The sequence below is a fragment of the Microcoleus sp. T3_D1 genome, assembly GCF_036700405.1.
Classification (GTDB): Bacteria; Cyanobacteriota; Cyanobacteriia; order Cyanobacteriales; family Microcoleaceae; genus Microcoleus.
Genome location: NZ_JAUBOV010000016.1, coordinates 72,597 through 90,419 on the forward strand (window position 1 = coordinate 72,597; position 17,823 = coordinate 90,419).

The 17,823-nt window shown below is 45.6% G+C and carries 7 protein-coding genes; 4 read left to right on the top strand and 3 right to left on the bottom strand.

What is annotated here, in order from left to right; all coding sequences use genetic code 11:
- Positions 1-150: 150 nt before the first annotated feature.
- Entirely contained in the window at positions 151-867 is a 717-nt protein-coding gene (rpiA, locus tag QT992_RS09960; protein WP_333153978.1) for a ribose-5-phosphate isomerase RpiA, read from the bottom strand.
- Positions 868-1,081: 214 nt separating this feature from the next.
- Here rpiA and QT992_RS09965 point away from each other — a divergent pair, with 214 nt between their 5' ends.
- Positions 1,082-5,539: a tetratricopeptide repeat protein gene (locus tag QT992_RS09965; protein ID WP_333376931.1), complete on the top strand. Its 4,458-nt coding sequence runs from the start codon at positions 1,082-1,084 to the stop codon at positions 5,537-5,539.
- Between the two features lie 1,006 nt (positions 5,540-6,545).
- Here QT992_RS09965 and QT992_RS09970 read toward each other — a convergent pair.
- Positions 6,546-10,499, bottom strand: a complete 3,954-nt coding sequence (locus tag QT992_RS09970; protein WP_333376933.1) for a PAS domain S-box protein — start codon at positions 10,497-10,499, stop codon at positions 6,546-6,548.
- A gap of 320 nt (positions 10,500-10,819) precedes the next feature.
- Here QT992_RS09970 and QT992_RS09975 point away from each other — a divergent pair, with 320 nt between their 5' ends.
- Together QT992_RS09975 and QT992_RS09980 are read left to right on the top strand one after the other, a co-directional pair.
- Entirely contained in the window at positions 10,820-11,011 is a 192-nt protein-coding gene (locus QT992_RS09975; RefSeq protein WP_333376935.1) for a hypothetical protein, read from the top strand.
- A 128-nt stretch (positions 11,012-11,139) separates the two neighbouring features.
- A complete protein-coding gene (locus tag QT992_RS09980) occupies positions 11,140-11,727 on the top strand; it encodes a cytochrome b (protein WP_333335762.1) in 588 nt (195 codons plus the stop codon).
- A gap of 103 nt (positions 11,728-11,830) precedes the next feature.
- On the opposite strand, the gene QT992_RS09985 is transcribed toward QT992_RS09980, so the two are convergent.
- Positions 11,831-15,538, bottom strand: a complete 3,708-nt coding sequence (locus tag QT992_RS09985; protein WP_333335759.1) for an alpha-mannosidase — start codon at positions 15,536-15,538, stop codon at positions 11,831-11,833.
- Positions 15,539-15,720: 182 nt separating this feature from the next.
- On the opposite strand from QT992_RS09985, the gene QT992_RS09990 reads away from it, so the two are divergent.
- Entirely contained in the window at positions 15,721-17,715 is a 1,995-nt protein-coding gene (locus QT992_RS09990) for a hypothetical protein (RefSeq protein WP_333335756.1), read from the top strand.
- Positions 17,716-17,823: the final 108 nt, after the last annotated feature.

Below are 17,823 nucleotides of genomic sequence, written 5' to 3' on the forward strand. Positions count from 1 at the left end.
AGGCAAGATGCCTGTTCCACAAAGAGTTTTTGCAGCATTCTCCTGAACAGGCAAGATGCCTGTTCCACAAAGAGTTTTTGCAGCATTCTCCTGAACAGGCAAGATGCCTGTTCCACAAAGAGTTTCTGACCAGCAGTGGGCAAGTTTTGACTATTTAGAAATTTCGCGTACTACGGGTTTTCCGTCTTGGATTTCGCCGACTAAAACCAAATCTGTACAGTCTACAAACAAACCATTTTCTAACACACCGGGAATGTTATTTAAGCTTTTTTCCATTTCTCCGGGGTTGGCAATGTCATCAAATTTGACATCAATTACCATATTACCTTGATCGGTAATTACGGGGCCTGCTTTTTTCACGCCCATGCGGAGTTCTGGTTTGCCGCCCAATTTTTCAATGGCGCGCATCACTGGTGTTAATGCCATCGGTATAACTTCGATGGGGACGCGAAAAGTCGAACCCAATTTATCTACGATTTTGGAACTGTCAACTACTACAATAAACTGAGTTGCGAGGTAATCGACTACTTTTTCGCGGGTGTGGGCTGCGCCACCACCTTTAATTAAGTTGAGGTGGGGATCTACTTCGTCAGCGCCGTCAATAGCCACATCAATTCTGTCAATTTCATCTAGTGTTGTCAGCGGTACTCCGTACTGTTTGGCTAACACTTCTGATTGAAAAGATGTCGGCACTCCTTTGATATCTTTGAGTTCACCGGATTTTATGCGATCGCCCAATGCTTGAATAGTATAAGCTGTAGTTGACCCCGTGCCGAGTCCGACAATCATACCAGATTTTACGCGATCGGCTGCAGCAAAGCCGACTTGCTGTTTCATCAATTTTACGGGATCTTGTTCTGTGGTCATGTTCGGTACTCCTTAATAGTTTTAAGATTATACCATTTATTATGGATTTATTTAACCGCAGAGAGCGCAGAGAACGCAGAGAGGAAGAAAAAGAAGAGAGGGAACTCGCAAATTATTTCAAGTGGGAACTTCTCTCTTTTTTCTCTGCGCCCTCTGCGTCCTCTGCGGTTAAATAAAAAAAATCTAGTTTACAAATCGGTGAATAATTGCCACAATGAAAATCGGATTTCTCGATACCTACACTTGGGATTACAATATTGAAACTCCTTACCGCGAACCTTTGGGCGGCACTCAGTCGGCTATTTGTTACTTAGCTGAGGCGTTGGCAGCACAGGGAAATGAGGTATTTTTGCTCAACAATACTTCCGAGTCGGGGATGTGGCGCGGCGTTGATTGCAGGCGCAGGGTGGGGGACAAATCTAATTTAGAATTGCTGCGATCGCTCGATTTTTTAGTTATAGTCAATATAGTTGGCAAAGCGCTGGAAATCAAGCCGCTTTTGGGGCATCGCACTCAATTAATTTTGTGGATTCATAACGAACCGGGCTTTGTATTCCTCCAAGATTTCAATAATCAGCGAGAAATCAATGCTTGCGATGCCTTTGTATTTGTCAGCGACTGGCAGCGCGAGCAATTTCACCGGCGCTTTGGGATTGACTCTAATCGCAGTTGTGTTTTAAGAAATGCGATCGCACCTTGTTTTGCTAACATTTTCGACGATAATATTTCTATCCTCTCTCATAAATCTCGACCGCCCATTCTAGCTTACACCAGCACTCCATTTCGCGGACTTGATATTTTGTTAAAAGTCTTTCCCGAAATTCGTCAAGCTGTCCCCGGAACCAGATTAAAAGTATTTTCAAGCATGAAAGTACACCAAATAGACGACAATGATAACAAACTTTTTTTCGGTCAACTTTACCGCCAGTGTCAGGAAACAGAAGGCGTGGAGTACGTCGGTTCCGTACCGCAACCCGAACTCGTCCGGCAACTGCGTTCAGTCGCGGTTTTAGCTTACCCGAATACCTATTTGGAAACCTCATCTATTGCCGTGATGGAGGCGATGGCCTGCGGTTGCCGGATTGTGACGAGTGAATTGGCAGCTTTGCCGGAAACAACTGCTGGATTTGCCCGTCTAGTTTCCATGTCAGGGGTGGAAAATTTTGCATCGATAACTAATTGGAAGCGGGCGGGCAACGCAGATTGGGAGGGATATACAAGGCGGTTTTTAGAGGCGATAGTCGGAGTTTTAAATGAGGGCACGGGTGCGGGCAGCGCCACTGCTGAAAATCATTTAAGACAGCAGGTAGAATATATAAATCAAGGGTGTACTTGGTCTGTGCGTTCCCGAAAGTGGGTAGAATGGCTGAATAGTATTAGTGTAAAACCTGTAAGAGTGGCAGAGCAAATGATCGGGAATTCTTTAGTAGGTTTAGAGGCAGTGAGAGATTATTTTCAAAAGGGAAATTGGCGGAAAGATCGGGGCGATCTCGGTGGCGCCATCGAGAATTATCAGAAAGCTTTAGAGTTCAATCCCGAAGATGCAGAAGTTCATAAAAAGTTGGCGGAAGTTTATGTTTTGCAAGGAGAATTTGAAAAGGCGATCGCCTCTTGTAATGTCGCTCTTCAATTTCAACCCACTTTTGCTCCTGCTTACTTGACAATGGGCAATGCCCTGCACAGTCAAAACAAACTGGAAATGGCCATTCAAGCTTACTTGCAAGCTTTAAAAATTCAGCCGGAATTTGCCGAAGCTAGCGCGAATCTCGGCAGTATGTATTACAAGTTAGGGCAATTGGAACAGGCGGCAAATTATTACCAAAAAGCTCTGGTAATTAATCCTCAATTGTCTTCGGTAAATATGATGCTGGGCAGCGTTTTGCAGCAGCAAGAAAAGTTAGATGCAGCAATTACTTGCTATCAAAAAGTGCTGCAACTGCAACCGGGAGATGCCAGCGCTGCTGAGAAATTAGCGAGTTTAATCGCACAAAAAGAGCGGGCTACTACTGACAGCAACTTTATCGAATTAGAAACAGAATCAGGGGAATCGCAACCAGTAGCTGTCAACAAAGATGAAGGCTACGGCTTGCAGCCTTCGAGTATCAATTTGCCGCCAGCGCCAACCACTGAGACTTTAAATACTCCCTTTACAAATCCCGCCGAAGTTTCCGAACAAGTTACCTCGATCAATGTTCCAGATAGCGGACAAGTTGCCAATTTTCAAGAAGTAGAACCGTACAATAAACTCGCAGAAAACTTTTTAGTTCAAGGTAAAATTAAAGAGGCGATCGCAGCTTGTCAGCAAGCGCTAAAAATTCGACCGGATTTCATCTACGCTTACGTCACTTTAGGCAATGCCTTGCAAGCAGGAGGCAAAACTGAAGCTGCAATTCGATCGTATTCTCAAGCCCTAGTATTGCAGCCCAATTTTGCGGAAGTGCGGGCTAATATCGGCAGTATGTATTTCAAAATGGGGCGTTTGGAAGAAGCGATCGCCCATTACCAGCAAGCCATCGCCCTGAGTCCCGATTTAGCGGGTGCTCACTGGAATTTAGGGAAAGTATATCACCAAAACGGCAACATCGAAGCAGCGATCGCCTGTTTTAAAAGAACATCCGAACTCAACCCGCAGCTAGTCGGTGCAGACTTCCACTTTAACTTAGGTAATCGACTTTTGGGCCAAGGAAAGCGCGACGAAGCCATCGAATGCTACGAAAAAGCGATCGCCATTAAACCGGATTGGGCAGAAGCTTACGGTAACATCGGCAGCGCGCGATCGCAACAAGGCAATCTCGACGCCGCCATCGCTTACTATCAGAAAGCTGTAGCTTTAAAGCCACATTTAGAAGTTTTGCACTTCAATATAGCCAATTCTTTTTTACAGCAAAACAAGTACGACGAAGCGATTACTAATTATCAAAACACTCTCAAAATTAAGCCAGAATGGCCGGAAGCTCACGCTAACCTCGGCAATTCTTTTTCCATGCTGGGGCGGTTGGAAGAAGCTTTAGCCAGCTATCAGCAAGCTTTGGCATTAAAACCGAATTGGGCAGAGGTTTACTGCCGGATGGGACACATTCAAAAACAAGATAAGCCGTTGGAGGCGATCGCCAATTTTGAAAAGGCGATCGAATGCAACCCCAAATTTAGCGAAGCCTACCAACAACTGTGCGACTTGCTAAGCCATTCCACCAACCTCGCCGGAGCCCGCAGCGTAGCCGACAAATACTGCGAAAACTGCGGCGAAAATGCCCCAGTCATGTCAGCTACAGCCTACGTCTTTTCCTACCTGCAATCAGGTGTCAGCAAACAGGCAATTCAGAAACTCGAAGAAATCGAAAAACTATGTTACGAAAAGGTCGAAACCTTTAGCGTAATCGAACTAAAACTGCTCTACGAAATCTTCTTGTTTGCAGTTTCTCACCTGCGAGACAACCGCGAAAAAAATGCCAGTTTCTACCGACTCATTGCCAAAGAATACTACCAAAAAGCCGTCCCTAAGCGCCAGAACATTAACAGAAGCAACCTAGCAAATTACCAAACAAAAGAACAGCGTCCTTTAAAAATCGGCTTCCTTTCCAAACACTTCCGTCGCCACTCAGTAGGCTGGTGCAGCGAAGCTTTAATTCGCGAATTAAGCCACATCACCCCCCACGTTCACCTTTACGTCACCGGGAAACTCCACCGAGATGAGGTTACGCAGCGGTTTGAAGACATGGCGGGCAAGTTTTACTGGCCTAAAAAATATCCAAACGGCTTTGCTGATGGCGGTGAAATCTTCGCCGAAGTAGCGCAAGACAACTTGGATGTTTTGATAGACTTAGACTCGATGACAGTGCCAACAAATGTCGAAGTGTTGTATCAATATCCTGCGGGAATTTGCGTTTCTTGGCTAGGATTTGACGCACCCTACATTTCAGATAATCACTACTTTCTGTGCGACGAACACACTCACCCCCCTGGTGTTGAAAAAAATTACTTAGAAAAGTTAGTAAGATTGCCTGCAGGTTCGGTAGCAATTGGCGCACTGCAAAGCATTCCTGTGAATCGAGAGGCGATTAGAAACGCTCTCGGAATTGGCTTAGATCAAATGACTTATCTGTGCGTTGCGCCTGGGAGAAAAACCAATCCAGAAATGGTACGAGCTCAAGTTACAATTCTGAAGGAAGTACCAGATAGTGTGTTAATCCGCAAAGGTCAAGGCGATCCCGATATTATTCACAGCACTTACCGCGAAGAATGCGACATTCAGGGAGTAGATTTTGCTCGGATTAAGTTTATAGGGCAAACCAGAAGTGAGGAAGAACATCGGGCTATTTATTATGTAGCCGACGTGCTTTTAGATTCCTATCCTTACAACGGCGGGACTCATAATTTAGAGGCTTTGTGGGCGAATTTGCCAGTGGTAACTCGATCGGGCGACCAATATCTTTCGCGCATGGGTTACGCTTTTCTGAAAAGTGCAAATATTGATGTAGGTGCGGCGTGGAGTTGGGAAGAATACACGCAGTGGGGAGTTAAGTTTGGCCGTGATGCGGGTTTCAGAAATGCGGTGAAAGAGCATTTAGTAAAATCTAAGCAGCCCGAAAATCTCGCACCTTTGTGGAATCCTAAAAAGTTGGCAATGGAAATGTATGAGGTGTTTCAAAAACTTTTGTCAGTTGACGGTTGACGGTTGACGGTTATCAGTTATTGGTTATTTGTTACTCGCTTGGGGCTGCTAATAACCAATAACCAATAACATTAGTCTGCACCGTCAACCGTCAACAGTCAACCGTCAACAGTCAACCGTCAACTCTCTCTGTGTTCTCAGGGTGCGATCGCTTATCAAGCATTGGAGATGGCTGTGGGCGATCGCATTCGATCGAGTTGACGAGCAAGACTTCTGGAACTGGTACAAATTTTGCTAATCCTCGACATCACCCTACAGCGCCACTGGCACACTCACCTCCTTACCAGCAGGATGATTTCGTGCTACATCCCTAATGACTTTTTGCCAAAAGTAGATTACTATTAAATTGAACGCTTTTTGCTATCCCTCTTGTCAAAACCTTTAGTTTAGACAAAAGGAACATCTAGGATGTAATCGTATGGATTTTTCTTCCCCCGCAACTATTGGACTAATACTTATAATTCTTGGGGTAATTTTGCTGGGTGGCGGTTTGGTAAAAACACAATTATTTGAAATCCACCTTCAAAGAGATAGCTTGCCTGGTACAATAGTTGGTGTGTGGCTTGTGGTGGTAGGTTTATGTATCGTCGTCCTTGGCCGAACTCTTCTCCTACAATAGCCTGGACAGTTTTTAGTTCGTAGTCTGACACCCTCCATTTTCCGTTGGTAGCTCGATTGCTTTGGAGCCTTGAAACCCTTATTCTAAGGTTGGGAATCAAAAACTGTCTTAAGTATTGACCCTAGTATTGACCCTAGTGAGGTATCCTTAATTCCTTGATTGTCATGTCAAGCTTTTTAGCTTCAAGGATGTACCTCACCTGACCAAGAACCGCTATATGTGGAGCTTTCGATAATACTATCAAATTTGTGCTTAAAATTTTTCATGAATAAAGCTCGGTAGTTCGCTATCGATATTTATTCATTGTGTATTTAGTTTAGGGAACCACTTCCTTAGTAGCAGGTAACAAACAATAACAAATAACCAATAACCAATAACAACTAATAATTACTCACTAATAGCCACTCGATCGCGCCCGCCAGACTTAGCCCGATACAGTGCCTTATCTGCAGCTTCAATCAACATTTTCGGGGAATTTTGACCTTCAGAAATCGTCGCAACTCCCAAGCTGAGAGTCACAGAATCACTGACAACAGACTTGATGTGGGGAATTGCCAAAGCTTTGACGCGGCTGCGGATTCCCTCCGCAATCGCCTGTGCAGCCACGATATCCGTATTTGGCAAAATTACCCCAAATTCCTCGCCGCCGTACCTAGCAGCCAAATAGAGGCGTTCTGCGGGTGCGTTCGTGCAAGCATCTCCGATCGCCCGCGCCACTTGCTGCAAACAAGCATCCCCGGCTTGGTGGCCGTAATTGTCGTTGTAAAGTTTAAAACAGTCAATGTCGCACATAATCAAAGATAGCGGTTCCAAAGAGCTCGACTGCTCCCATTCTCGATTGATCACCTCGTCAAAACGGCGGCGGTTAGCTAGTTGAGTCAGACTGTCCAAATTCGCCAACCCGTCCAACCGCTGGTTAGCCGCTGCTAGCTGCTGGTAAAGTAAAGATTGTTCGATCGCGATCGCAACTTGAGTACCCAACTGACTCAGCAAATCCACGTCAAACTGCTGCCACTGGCGGGGTGCCGAACAGTGGTGGGCAATCAGCAAACCCCACAACTTCGGCACTTGACAAGAACTGTTGCCTTCCCTCGGTTCTATTCCCTTTTGGACAATCGGCACCACTAAATTTGCCTTCACCTGACACGCCTCCAAAAAATTAATGTGGCACTCGGTCAAACTAGAAGCATGAATATTCTCTACGGCGCGAATGCGACCCTTTAAATACTGTCCGATGTAAGTATTGGCAAAACAGCAATCGTCAATTGCCATCCCCTTCAGTGGCATCCATCCTTCTGCAACCGACTCCACCACCACATCTCCGTTCCAGTCGGGTCGGAAGCGGAAAACCAGCACGCGATCGGTTACCAAAAACTCCCGCACTTCCGCTACTGTAGTGTTGAGAATATCTTGGAGATCCAGAGAAGAACGGATGCGCGATTGAATCTGTGCGATCAGGCGTTCCCGTTCTATTTGTTGCCGCAGCGCGACTTGGGCTTGCTTACTTTGAGTAATGTCCCGGCCTTCCGGCAGTAACAAGACTATTTTGCCAGTTTCATCGGCGACCGGTTTGAGAGAAAAATCAACAGTTGCCGTCCGATTTACACCTTGAACTTCCACTTCATAGCGGACAAATTCGCCTTTTGCCGATCGAGAAATCGCCTCTTGCAACTGTTCCTGAACTTCCTCAGAATCTCCCCACCAAGGCAACCGCCAAAACGGTTTATTGGCAACATCCCGTAGCTTAATTCCCGCAAAATCCAGAGAAGTTTGGTTAGCTTCCAGCAGAGTGCCGTCCGGTTTCAATAAGCTCACAAATTGGAAAGAAGAATCAAAAATTGCCCGAAAGCGCCTTTGAGAATCTCCCAACATTGCCGTCACCTTTTCGCGAGAGGTAATATCGCGGAAGCGCCACACCCTGCCAATAATATTTTGTCCGACTCGAATCGGCTGCGTGTAGCGCTCAAAAGTGCGGCCGTCTTTAAATTCTAGAATATCGCAACCTTCCGACTCCGCATCGCTATAAAATTCTTTAACTCTCTGCAAAAAAGCCCTCGGATCTTTAACTTGCTTAGTGAGGAATGCCAGCCGCACCGTTCTATCCATTGAGTTTCTAACTTCTTCATAAATTCCCCACATTTGAACTAACTTTTCGTTATAACTAATCATTTCTCCGGTGGTAGTAACGGCTAGAATGCCGTCTGCAGTTGCTTCTAAGGTAGCGTGCAGCAGAGAGCGCGATCGCTCTAATTCTGCTGCGAGCAATTTGCGTTCCGTGAGGTCTCGGACTGCTTTCACCTGTACTAAACGACCTTCCCAAAATACGAATTTGCTGCGAACGTCAGCAGGAAAAGCAGTTCCATCTCGCTTGAGAAAAATAGTTTCACAGACTGTATTGCTGGCTGCAGAAATCATTTGCGACGCCTGTTTGTATGATTTCGGCGACAGTAGTTCCAGCAAGCTCATTCCCACCATTTCCGCAGGTTCGTAACCGAAAAGTTCCGCAAAAGTGCTGCTGACGCTCAAAATTGTGTCGCGGTCAGCCACGGCAACTGCTTCAAAATAAGCTTCGCATTCGAGCAAGCGATCGGCTGAGTGGCTGCTGCCATTTTCGCCAGAGGAATAGCGGTTGTTAATTAACTGTTGCAATTGCGTATTTGCCGAGTACAAAGCGGTCATGGCTTGCCTGTACATAGCAGTACGTTTTTCTACTTTTTGTGCGAGGCGATCGCGATATTCTCGCAGTTCTTTCTCGACTCTAATTAAATCAGTAATATCTACTGCAAACACGATTACGCCCGCAACTTTACCTGTTTCATCGCGGTAAGGTATTTTATCCGTCCGCACCCAGCATTTTTGACCCAAAACTGTTGGTAGCAGTTCGACTTGCCCCTGCTTGGGAACGCCGGAATTGATTACTTCCAAATCTTCTAAATAATATTGCTCTGCTTCGTCTGGATAGATTTCATAAAAAGATTTACCTTCTAATTGAGCTGCGGGCAAACCTCTCGATGCAGCGGCAGCTTGATTAATTCGCAGCAGGCGACTTTCGGTATCTTTGAGCCAAATCATCGCCGGCACGGAATCAAAAATAATTTGCTGTTCTTGTTGCTGCAGGCGTAGTTCGGCTTCTGCTTGTTTTCTTTTTATTATTTCTTTTTGCAGTTTTTGGTTAGCTTTTTTGAGTTCAGCAGTGCGTCTTGCTACTCTTTCTTCTAGTTGATCGTAGTATTGGGTCAGCAAGTTTTGCTGCTGTTCGTGTCGCAGTGCTTCTAATTTTAACTTTTCGCTAGATGACAAACTTGAGGATACAAAATCTGCTAATATTTGGGTAAATTCGTGTTCTTCTTCCGTCCAATCACCGTCGCCACCCTGGCGTTCAACGCTGACTATTCCCAACCTTTTACCTGCTAGCACAATCGGTACGTTTAACAGGGAAGTCGTGCCCCGATCGAGCAAATAAAGACCGACAAGTTCTCGCGTTCTGGGGTCATTTTCTGCGGCCACTGTTGCGATCGCACTTGCCGATTTTAAAGCTTGAAAATAGGCCGGACAGTCGGATGCTGTGATGATTATTTGTACGGAATGCAGTTTAGTATTTTGTTCGTAAAGGTCGATGCAGTGAAGCTGCGTTTTGTCTTCGCCATACAGCCAAATACTGGCTCGATCGCAGTTGACAATACTGACAGCGGTTTCTGTTACTTCGCGGATGAAGTCTTCTATATTGTTGCGTTGTTTAAGTTGACTTTTGGCTAATTTTGCGATCGCTAAAGTTGGACTGCGCCAATTTGCTATCTGGTTGGGCGAGGTGGGTGACTGCGAAGCCGGCTTAATTTCTTCGCAAACTAACAGTACAGCCGGCCGTTGGAAATTGGCAATTGAACGACCGTTAGTATTTTCCTCTATTTTCCAATCTACCGCCGGCATGGCGCGCGCGGTTGCTTTTACCCTAATAATCCTGCCGTCTTTGCAAGTCAAGCAGCCTTCCCAACAGGCAATTTTTGGAGTTGGCGTACCGTTTTCCGGCTGGGCCAATCCGGCAAATTCTGCCTGCATTTTGCCTTGCTCTTGGCAATAAAATATGTTAAAGATTGAATGACAAATTAATTCCTGCGATTTGTAGGCAAGGCGAGACGCGCCGAATTGATTGAGCGAAAAAACTCTTCCCAAAGCGTCTAGAACGAAGTAAATGCCTGGAAAATTCTCGTAGAGAGTTCCATACCAATCTTGTTCGACTTGTTGGCTGCACGAATGTTTTGCTGCCGCTAACTCGCCGTCCGTGTCGAGCAAGTGAGAATAGTTGGTTTCGGGGCTGCTTGAATGACTTTTTTTAGCAAACACTTTTAGCTTAACTCGACTGTAATTAATTTTACTTTCTGGAATTTAACTTTTTTGTGAAACTAAATTAAACCTGTTGTTTGAAAAAAGTTACAACTTGTAACAAAATTACCACTTGTCCAGCACCCTGATTTTCGCTTCCCAATGCAACCACTGTGTTTGTTTGTAGCTGGTACACGGTCGGCCGACGATATTTCCCGCTAGTTGCAATGCCAGCAGGTTTAGCTGCAATTACCCAGTCTGTACTTTTAGCATCCTAGACAATAAAAAAAACCGGCAATCACTGATTTTAAGTATATACGATAACACTCAAATACCTAGTATTGGGACTGACCTACTTCGGATTCGGTTTGGGATATTTGCCGGGGCGGCGGATGAACCGGGCGGCGGTTGCAATTATCGGGTCAGATGAGTGCGGTGGTTTTGGGGATACTCGACCTGAAAACTGCTTGGGAGTCGATCGACCCCAGTACGATCGTTTTTTTGCTGGGAATGACGATCGTGAATCTAATTAATTAGACTGTTTAATAAATATTTATAATACTTAAGTTAAGTAAATCTTATAATGCACAATCGGCCACGAGCTTTAGTCCTATAGTTTATACTTAATCTTGTGCAGCAAACGCTAAGGAGGTAAGAAAGAGTGAGTATCCAACCCGCTGCGAAACCCAGACTTAATTCTGCGTTCAAACAACTGATGTCCTTACACTGGGTAATGTCAGCTTGCTATTTAGTGCTGTTTATTACCGGTACGTTTATGGCTCAATTGCCGAGAGAATTGTTTATTCGAGGCCCCCTGTACGATTTTCACAAATCCGTAGCCGTGCTGACAATGGCTTTGCTGACTTGGCGGATTTTAACTCTCCTCCGGGTATGGTGGAAAAAATATACGAAACGCCTGCCAAAGTTTACCAAGGAATGGTACAAAAATTTGGCTCTGCACGCGACTTTGTACGTTTTTATGTGGCTAGTTCCGGTTAGTGGTTTCTTTTTTTCTAACTCTTTCAAAAGTAACAATGTGAATTTTTTCGGCATTGTTTTGCCGGATGTGTTTCCGCAGAATTCCGCAATGGTTGAGCTGGGAAGGAGTGTGCATTTTTGGCTGGCGTACACATTTTTAGCGTTCGTGATTTTGCATATTTTAGAGCAGAAGAAAGTTGTGAGAGCTAATTGGCGTAGGTTGGCAAATTTTGTTAGCACTAAGTTCGCCAAGTCTCAACAGGTTGGATAAATTTGCGATGGGGTACTATAGCCTTTCTCAGAAAGATGAGGTACTAATGGGCATAGGGCATAGGGCATAGGGCTAATGGCATACCTCACTTTTTTGAGAACCGCTATATCTGAATTGGTAATGATAAATTGACTGCAAAACTCGCTATTTTCCACGGTGATATTCTGAAACTTCTCCCATCGTCTGACTTCTGGGGCAAATTTATCGGTTGTTCTAATAAATCGACGGGGTGACTAATCGCCAAACCCAAATCGCTCTTTAATTCCAACTTCGCCTCTTCACCGTGACACTCGCAACACCGCAAAATCCACACATTAGAATCGTCTTCCGATTGTTTGAAAGCCATCAGCACTAAATTTTCGGCGGACAAATCCAAAAACTTCCCCACTGCGGGTAAACTCTTGTTTCGATTTTCTCCCGACTGTGGCAACACCTTTACTAGCAGCGGTAAATTCAACTCGTAGCCCTGTCGAACTGTGCCGGCTTCTTGCCAATTTCCAGCATGGGGATAGACTGCACAAGTAAATTCCGAAACTCCTACATCTGCTTGTTCATCCGGCCAAGTCGAACCCCGAAGCAAAGTCAGCCGAATTCGATTCGGTTGAAGGTCGCAACCGTATTTGCAATCATTGAGCAAACTCACTCCAAAACCGTCATTGCTGATATCAGTCCAGCGCAAAATCGGCACTTCCCATTTGGCTTTTTCGGCGGGTGTTTGCGGCTTGGTTGTGCGTGCGATCGCACCGCCGGGAATTTCGCAAGTTGCAAAATCTGCTTCTACATTTAACCCAAAGGCTGCTTTTACTAAAACGTGAGTTTCTTGCCAATCTGCCACTGTCTTGATTTTTAGCAGGGGTGAACCTATTTCTACTATATAATCTTGGCAAAACTCCGACTTACCAATTTGTCGGACTACGCGCAAACTCTGCCGTAATTCCCCCCGCTCTACCCAAACAATCTCTTTCAGTGTCGGCGCTGGTAGTTGATGTTTTTCATAATTTGGATCGATGTTCCAAGCATCCCAATATTGACCGCTGTCTTGAAATGCTTGCAGTTGATTGCCACCTGCTGCATTCAGGAATTCTCGGTTATTTACTTTATCCCAAATGCTCGATAAATTGCCAGTTTGGCCGTCTACGGTTGCCCGAATAAATTCATTTTCTAACACCATTTGTGCGGCTGCAAAATGCGTTTCTTGACAAGGCGTGTTTTTTTGTGCTATACCGTATGTAAGTTTCGATAAATCTGTCTTTTTTTCGCTTTCTGGACTCGCGGACGCATTATCCACAGTTTGAGCGTCTTCGCGACACAGCCAAAACACCTGGTAGCCCACGGCGGGGAGATTATTTGCCCAGAATAACAGTGTAGAGTGCGATTGCGGTCGATCGCCCCTGACAATCTGCGACACCAATCGCCGTCGGGAAAAATCGTAAATTTGCCAAGCTGAATCAGGGGAATCGGGAAGCGGTACAGCGACAACCTCAGAGCGCGACCAATTGAGAGTATTGAAAATCAAAATCGGTTGAGCGTCCGGCGCAGGAGGCGAGGGGAGAGAAATTTGAGCCGAGATTGCATCCAAAGATTTTGACAGGATTTCGCGACAAGTGCGATCGACCTCCGCAAAGGCTAGATTAGCATCCGCGTAAACTTGGGCGATCGCAGAACCGGGCAAAATATCGTGAAACTGGTTAAACAAAATTTGTTTCCAAGCAGATTCTAACTCGGATTTCGGATAAACTGCACCAGTACAAATCGTGGCCAGCGAAGACAGCAACTCCGCTTGGTAGAGCAATTCTTCGCAGCGGCGGTTTTGGCGTTTTTGGTCGGCGCGAGTCGTGTAGCAACCCCGGTGGAATTCTAAATAAAGTTCGTCTTTCCAAACGGGAAGAGTTTTGAGTTGTGAGATGGGAGGATTTGCATCCGAAATTTCCGACAAGTTTGAAAATTCTAGCGCCCGCCAATTCTCCTGATTGTCGGATTCGGGAACATCACTTTCTGGCCTAGTTGTCGCAACTTCAGGCAAAAACTGACTCTCAATCAAAGACAAATAATCAACCGCTTTCGCAAACTCCAACTTCGGGAAAAAAGGCGACATTTTCCAGCGTTTCGCCACCTCCAACATATCACGAGTCGGGCCACCGCCGTGGTCGCCAACCCCAGGCAACCAAAGAGCATCTTGTAAACCAGTCTTAACTTGCCAGTCAAAAGCATAACTTGCCATTTTCACAGATTCTATGGCTTCACCAATTGGAGAAGACATCATGCTAAATATTTTAGTACCGTCCAACCCTTCCCACCAAAATGCACCGTGGGGAAATTCAGTTGTATCGTTCCAACGCAACTTTTGCGTCACAAAATAATCAACTCCGCCTTGCCGCAAAATCTGAGGTAATTGCCACCCAAAACCGAAAGTATCCGGTAGCCAAGCTACCCGCATCAATTCCCCAAATTTTTCTTTTGCATAAAGCTGTCCGTAAAAAACTTGCCTCACCATTGATTCAGCAGAAATCAAGTTTAAATCAGGTTCTACCCACATCCCGCCGACAACTTCCCAGCAACCCGCCGCCACCTGTTTTTTAATCGCAGCAAATAAGTCCGGCCGATGTTCTTCCATCCAAGCATAAAGCGCCGGAGTAGAATGACAGAAAATCAAATCGGGAAACTCCGATTGCAATTTCAATACCGACTCAAAAGTTCGCTGTGCCGCTTCCCAAGTTTCCGGGACAGGCCACAGCCAAGCCAAGTCTAAATGAGCGTGACCCACCAAATAGATTTTACCTGTATATATAGATGTCAGCTCACCACTTTCTCCTATATATATAGATGTAGCATCGCTATTTTCTCCAACCTCCGAAACTTCCTCCCTTCTTCCTCCCTCTGCGGCCTCTGCGCCCTCTGCGGTTCCCTCATCTAAATCCCCAGAAAAAGATGTCAGCTCACCACTTTCTCCTATATATATAGATGTAGCGTTGCCACTCTCTCCAACCTCAACAACCTCATCTCTTCTTCCTCCCTCTGCGGCCTCTGTGTCCTCTGCGGTTCCCTCATCTAAATCCCCAGAAAAAGCCCGCAGATATCCCAATAAATTGTGCCGCAAAACCGACAGCGAGCGATCGAACTTTTCGCGATCGCACACCGCCGACCAATCGATCAAATTCATCGCCAAATCAATCTCAGATTTCAGCATTTCCCCCTTGACAAACCTGGGAGTATTTGCTATTATTTCGGTGGAGAGGTATTTGGAATTTACATTTTCTAAATTTTGACTTAGCGAATTTTGCAAAATCTCTAATTCGGCAGCCACAAAACCCGGATCGAAACAAGAAGAGTCAGCAGCTTCGTACAAACAAATCGATCGCACTAAAGCACCGTTATCGTGACCCGGACTTACCAACCGCAAAATTACTAAAAATTCATCTCCGGGATTAGCCGACGAACTCAACAAAACTCGATCGGCAAAATCAAATAAATCTCCCTGTCCGACTAACTCGCCGTTCACAAAAATTTGAGCATCTTCTGCCCACCAAGTCAAGCCCAGCAGCAACCGCAAACCAACCACAGGATAGCCGTGCAAATTGTCAGGAATTACAAATTGCTGGCCCAAATACAAAACTTGCTTCCCAGACGGCCAAGCAATATGTCCTTTCCCGTTAAGTTCAGCAACAGGGCTGTTACAAATATTTACCGAAGAGACAGTCGAGTCAGAATCGCAGTACCTCCAACCAGACTGAACCTCCACTTGGCTGAGGCGGCGCAACTTTTCGACAGTGGCAGAAATATTGTTGCTAGCAGGTGACACAGAAGCGCTCATATTTCGCTAAAATAGGAATTGTGTATTAATCAAAAATCGGATTGAACCGCCCCGACGCAAAGGACGCGAAGAAATAAAGGTTTCAGAGGGTTTGAAGCTGCGATTAAGATCTCGCTTTGATTTTACAGCAATATTCAGCAATTCCGGCGCGAATCAAAAATCTGAATTCAATAATTAAACTTATGTCCAACGGTTACTACGGCCCATACCAAAGCCGACTATTAAATTTTATATCGAAACAGTCCCGCCAAGTCGCTGACAATTGCGATCGAACTTGGCGTCAAATTAAAGAAGCAACTCTCACAGCCACCCAAATTCTGCTTTATCCAGCTTATTTGCTGGTGCAAAGTTCCCGACTGCTGGGCCGACAGTTGCGGGAATCAAGTCAAAAAATAGATTTACCGGAACTGCAAGAATTTAGCGGTGACGAAAATCCCGATGGGCAACAAAATTGGTATCAGGGCGAAACTTCCGACGAAAGTTCGATCGCCACAATTTTGCACCTCGCCGAAAATTTACTAAACTCGTCGCAAACCGCGAAAACTTTAGCCAGCTTCCCGCTGTTAATAAATCAGGGAAATACTGCTAACAATTTACACCCGGCCATCAATTTTAGCGGACAAACCGCAAAGCATCAAACCACTTCCGTATTAGAACACCCGCTTGCTAAAACTGGATTAAAACCGCAAGCGAAAGTTGAGGGAATTGCCAGTTTTATCCCAGCCCGCACTTTAGTATTGGTGGGAAAAGAAAATCAGATATTAGATATTTTGACACCCGAACAGCAGGAAATGCTCGAAGGTCGCATAACTTGGGAAATTGCCAACAGCGGGCCCGAACGGCGGGAAATTACCCAAAAAGAATTAAAATTTAATCTTGGTTTGGAGTCAGCGGCGAAAAAAGCGCAGTTACCGCCGATGCGTCGTTTTTGGGAATTGATGGCCTGGCTTCAGACGAGTCCGGTTGCTCTGAAAAGAAATCAGTTTGGAGAATCAATCCTCGCAGTTAAAAAATCGATCGACCGCAATGCCATCCTAGTCCAAAAAGCCCGCGCCCAAATCGAAGCAAAAACTGCACTGCAGTCAATTGCGGCATCGACTTTGAGCGACCACAATACCCCAAAACTAGAAACTAATTTTAACAGCAAGTTCGATCGACTCCCTAGTCCTCTCTCCTTTGTTACATTACTTGATCGCGCCGCCGTCAACATCGAGGAATTAACCCTACCGCCAGCGCTAAAAACAACCGCCGCACCAACAGAAATCCCCGGAGTAAAAATTAATACATCCGGCAGATCCGCCAATTTAGATTTTTCCGCCCGCGAAATCCTGGAAAAATACGCGCGAAACATCGAAGGAATTATTTGGTCGTCAGTAGACCACCTCCTAGGCAAAGAAACAGCCGCCAGTGATAATACGGAAAAATCCCTCTCAATTAAGTATTATTTGCAACAGCTAGAAGAGGAAAAAAACACGCAAAAGAGCCCAGAGGTCGATCGACCGTGGCTGAAGTGGCAAGACTTATTCGGAGAAGCACCACCGCAGCATTTAATCGACGGCAGTTCCGAACCAGAGGCAAAAGCTCAAAGCCTACTATCACAAACTAGCCCAAAAGTCAAGCAGCAAATTGCAGAAGTAGGAGAATTGCCAGAAGGTCGATCGACCGCAGTCTCAATATCCCCTTACCCCGAAGCACTTCACCGCCTGCTGGGGCAGCTAAAACAGAGCTTGCTCACAAAAAGCCCAAAAAGTCAACCCCAAACAGCATCGGATTTATCTGATTTAGCAGTTACTCAAAAAAATAGCTCTGCACTCGCAGCAGAATCAACCCCAGGGCGCGCGCCGGAAACCCAAGTGCCAAAAAACACAAACCCGAACAGCCGACAAAACAACCAATCCCCAGCAGCAATCACCGCGCAAACCCGCAGATACACCCCTGCAACCCCCGCAACCCCCGCCACAGCCGAACCAAAAAATCAGCACGCAGGCGTCCGACCCGAAGACGAATACTTAGAAACAAAAGCAGAATCGATGGGATACATTAAGCACCCCCTAGAACAAGTGCTCGAATGGCTCGATCGAGTCATGCTGCGGCTAGAAAACATCGCCGAGCAACTCTGGAATTGGGCAAAAATCAACTTGCCAAAAATCCTCAAAAGCAAAGAGAAAATTGACTAATCTTTAGCCGCTCGGATAATTTGGTTTAAAACCCCGTCCTTCGCTTGACGGCTTTTTCTAATGTTAACTAATCTAACACATTGATTTAAACAAATGAATATAGTAGAA

Excerpts from the sequence above, each read along its gene's own strand:
- rpiA (WP_333153978.1), bottom strand. The coding sequence starts at position 867 with ATGACCACAGAACAAGATCCCGTAAAATTGATGAAACAGCAAGTCGGC.
- QT992_RS09965 (WP_333376931.1), top strand. The coding sequence starts at position 1,082 with ATGAAAATCGGATTTCTCGATACCTACACTTGGGATTACAATATTGAA.
- QT992_RS09985 (WP_333335759.1), bottom strand. The coding sequence starts at position 15,538 with ATGAGCGCTTCTGTGTCACCTGCTAGCAACAATATTTCTGCCACTGTC.
- QT992_RS09990 (WP_333335756.1), top strand. The coding sequence starts at position 15,721 with ATGTCCAACGGTTACTACGGCCCATACCAAAGCCGACTATTAAATTTT.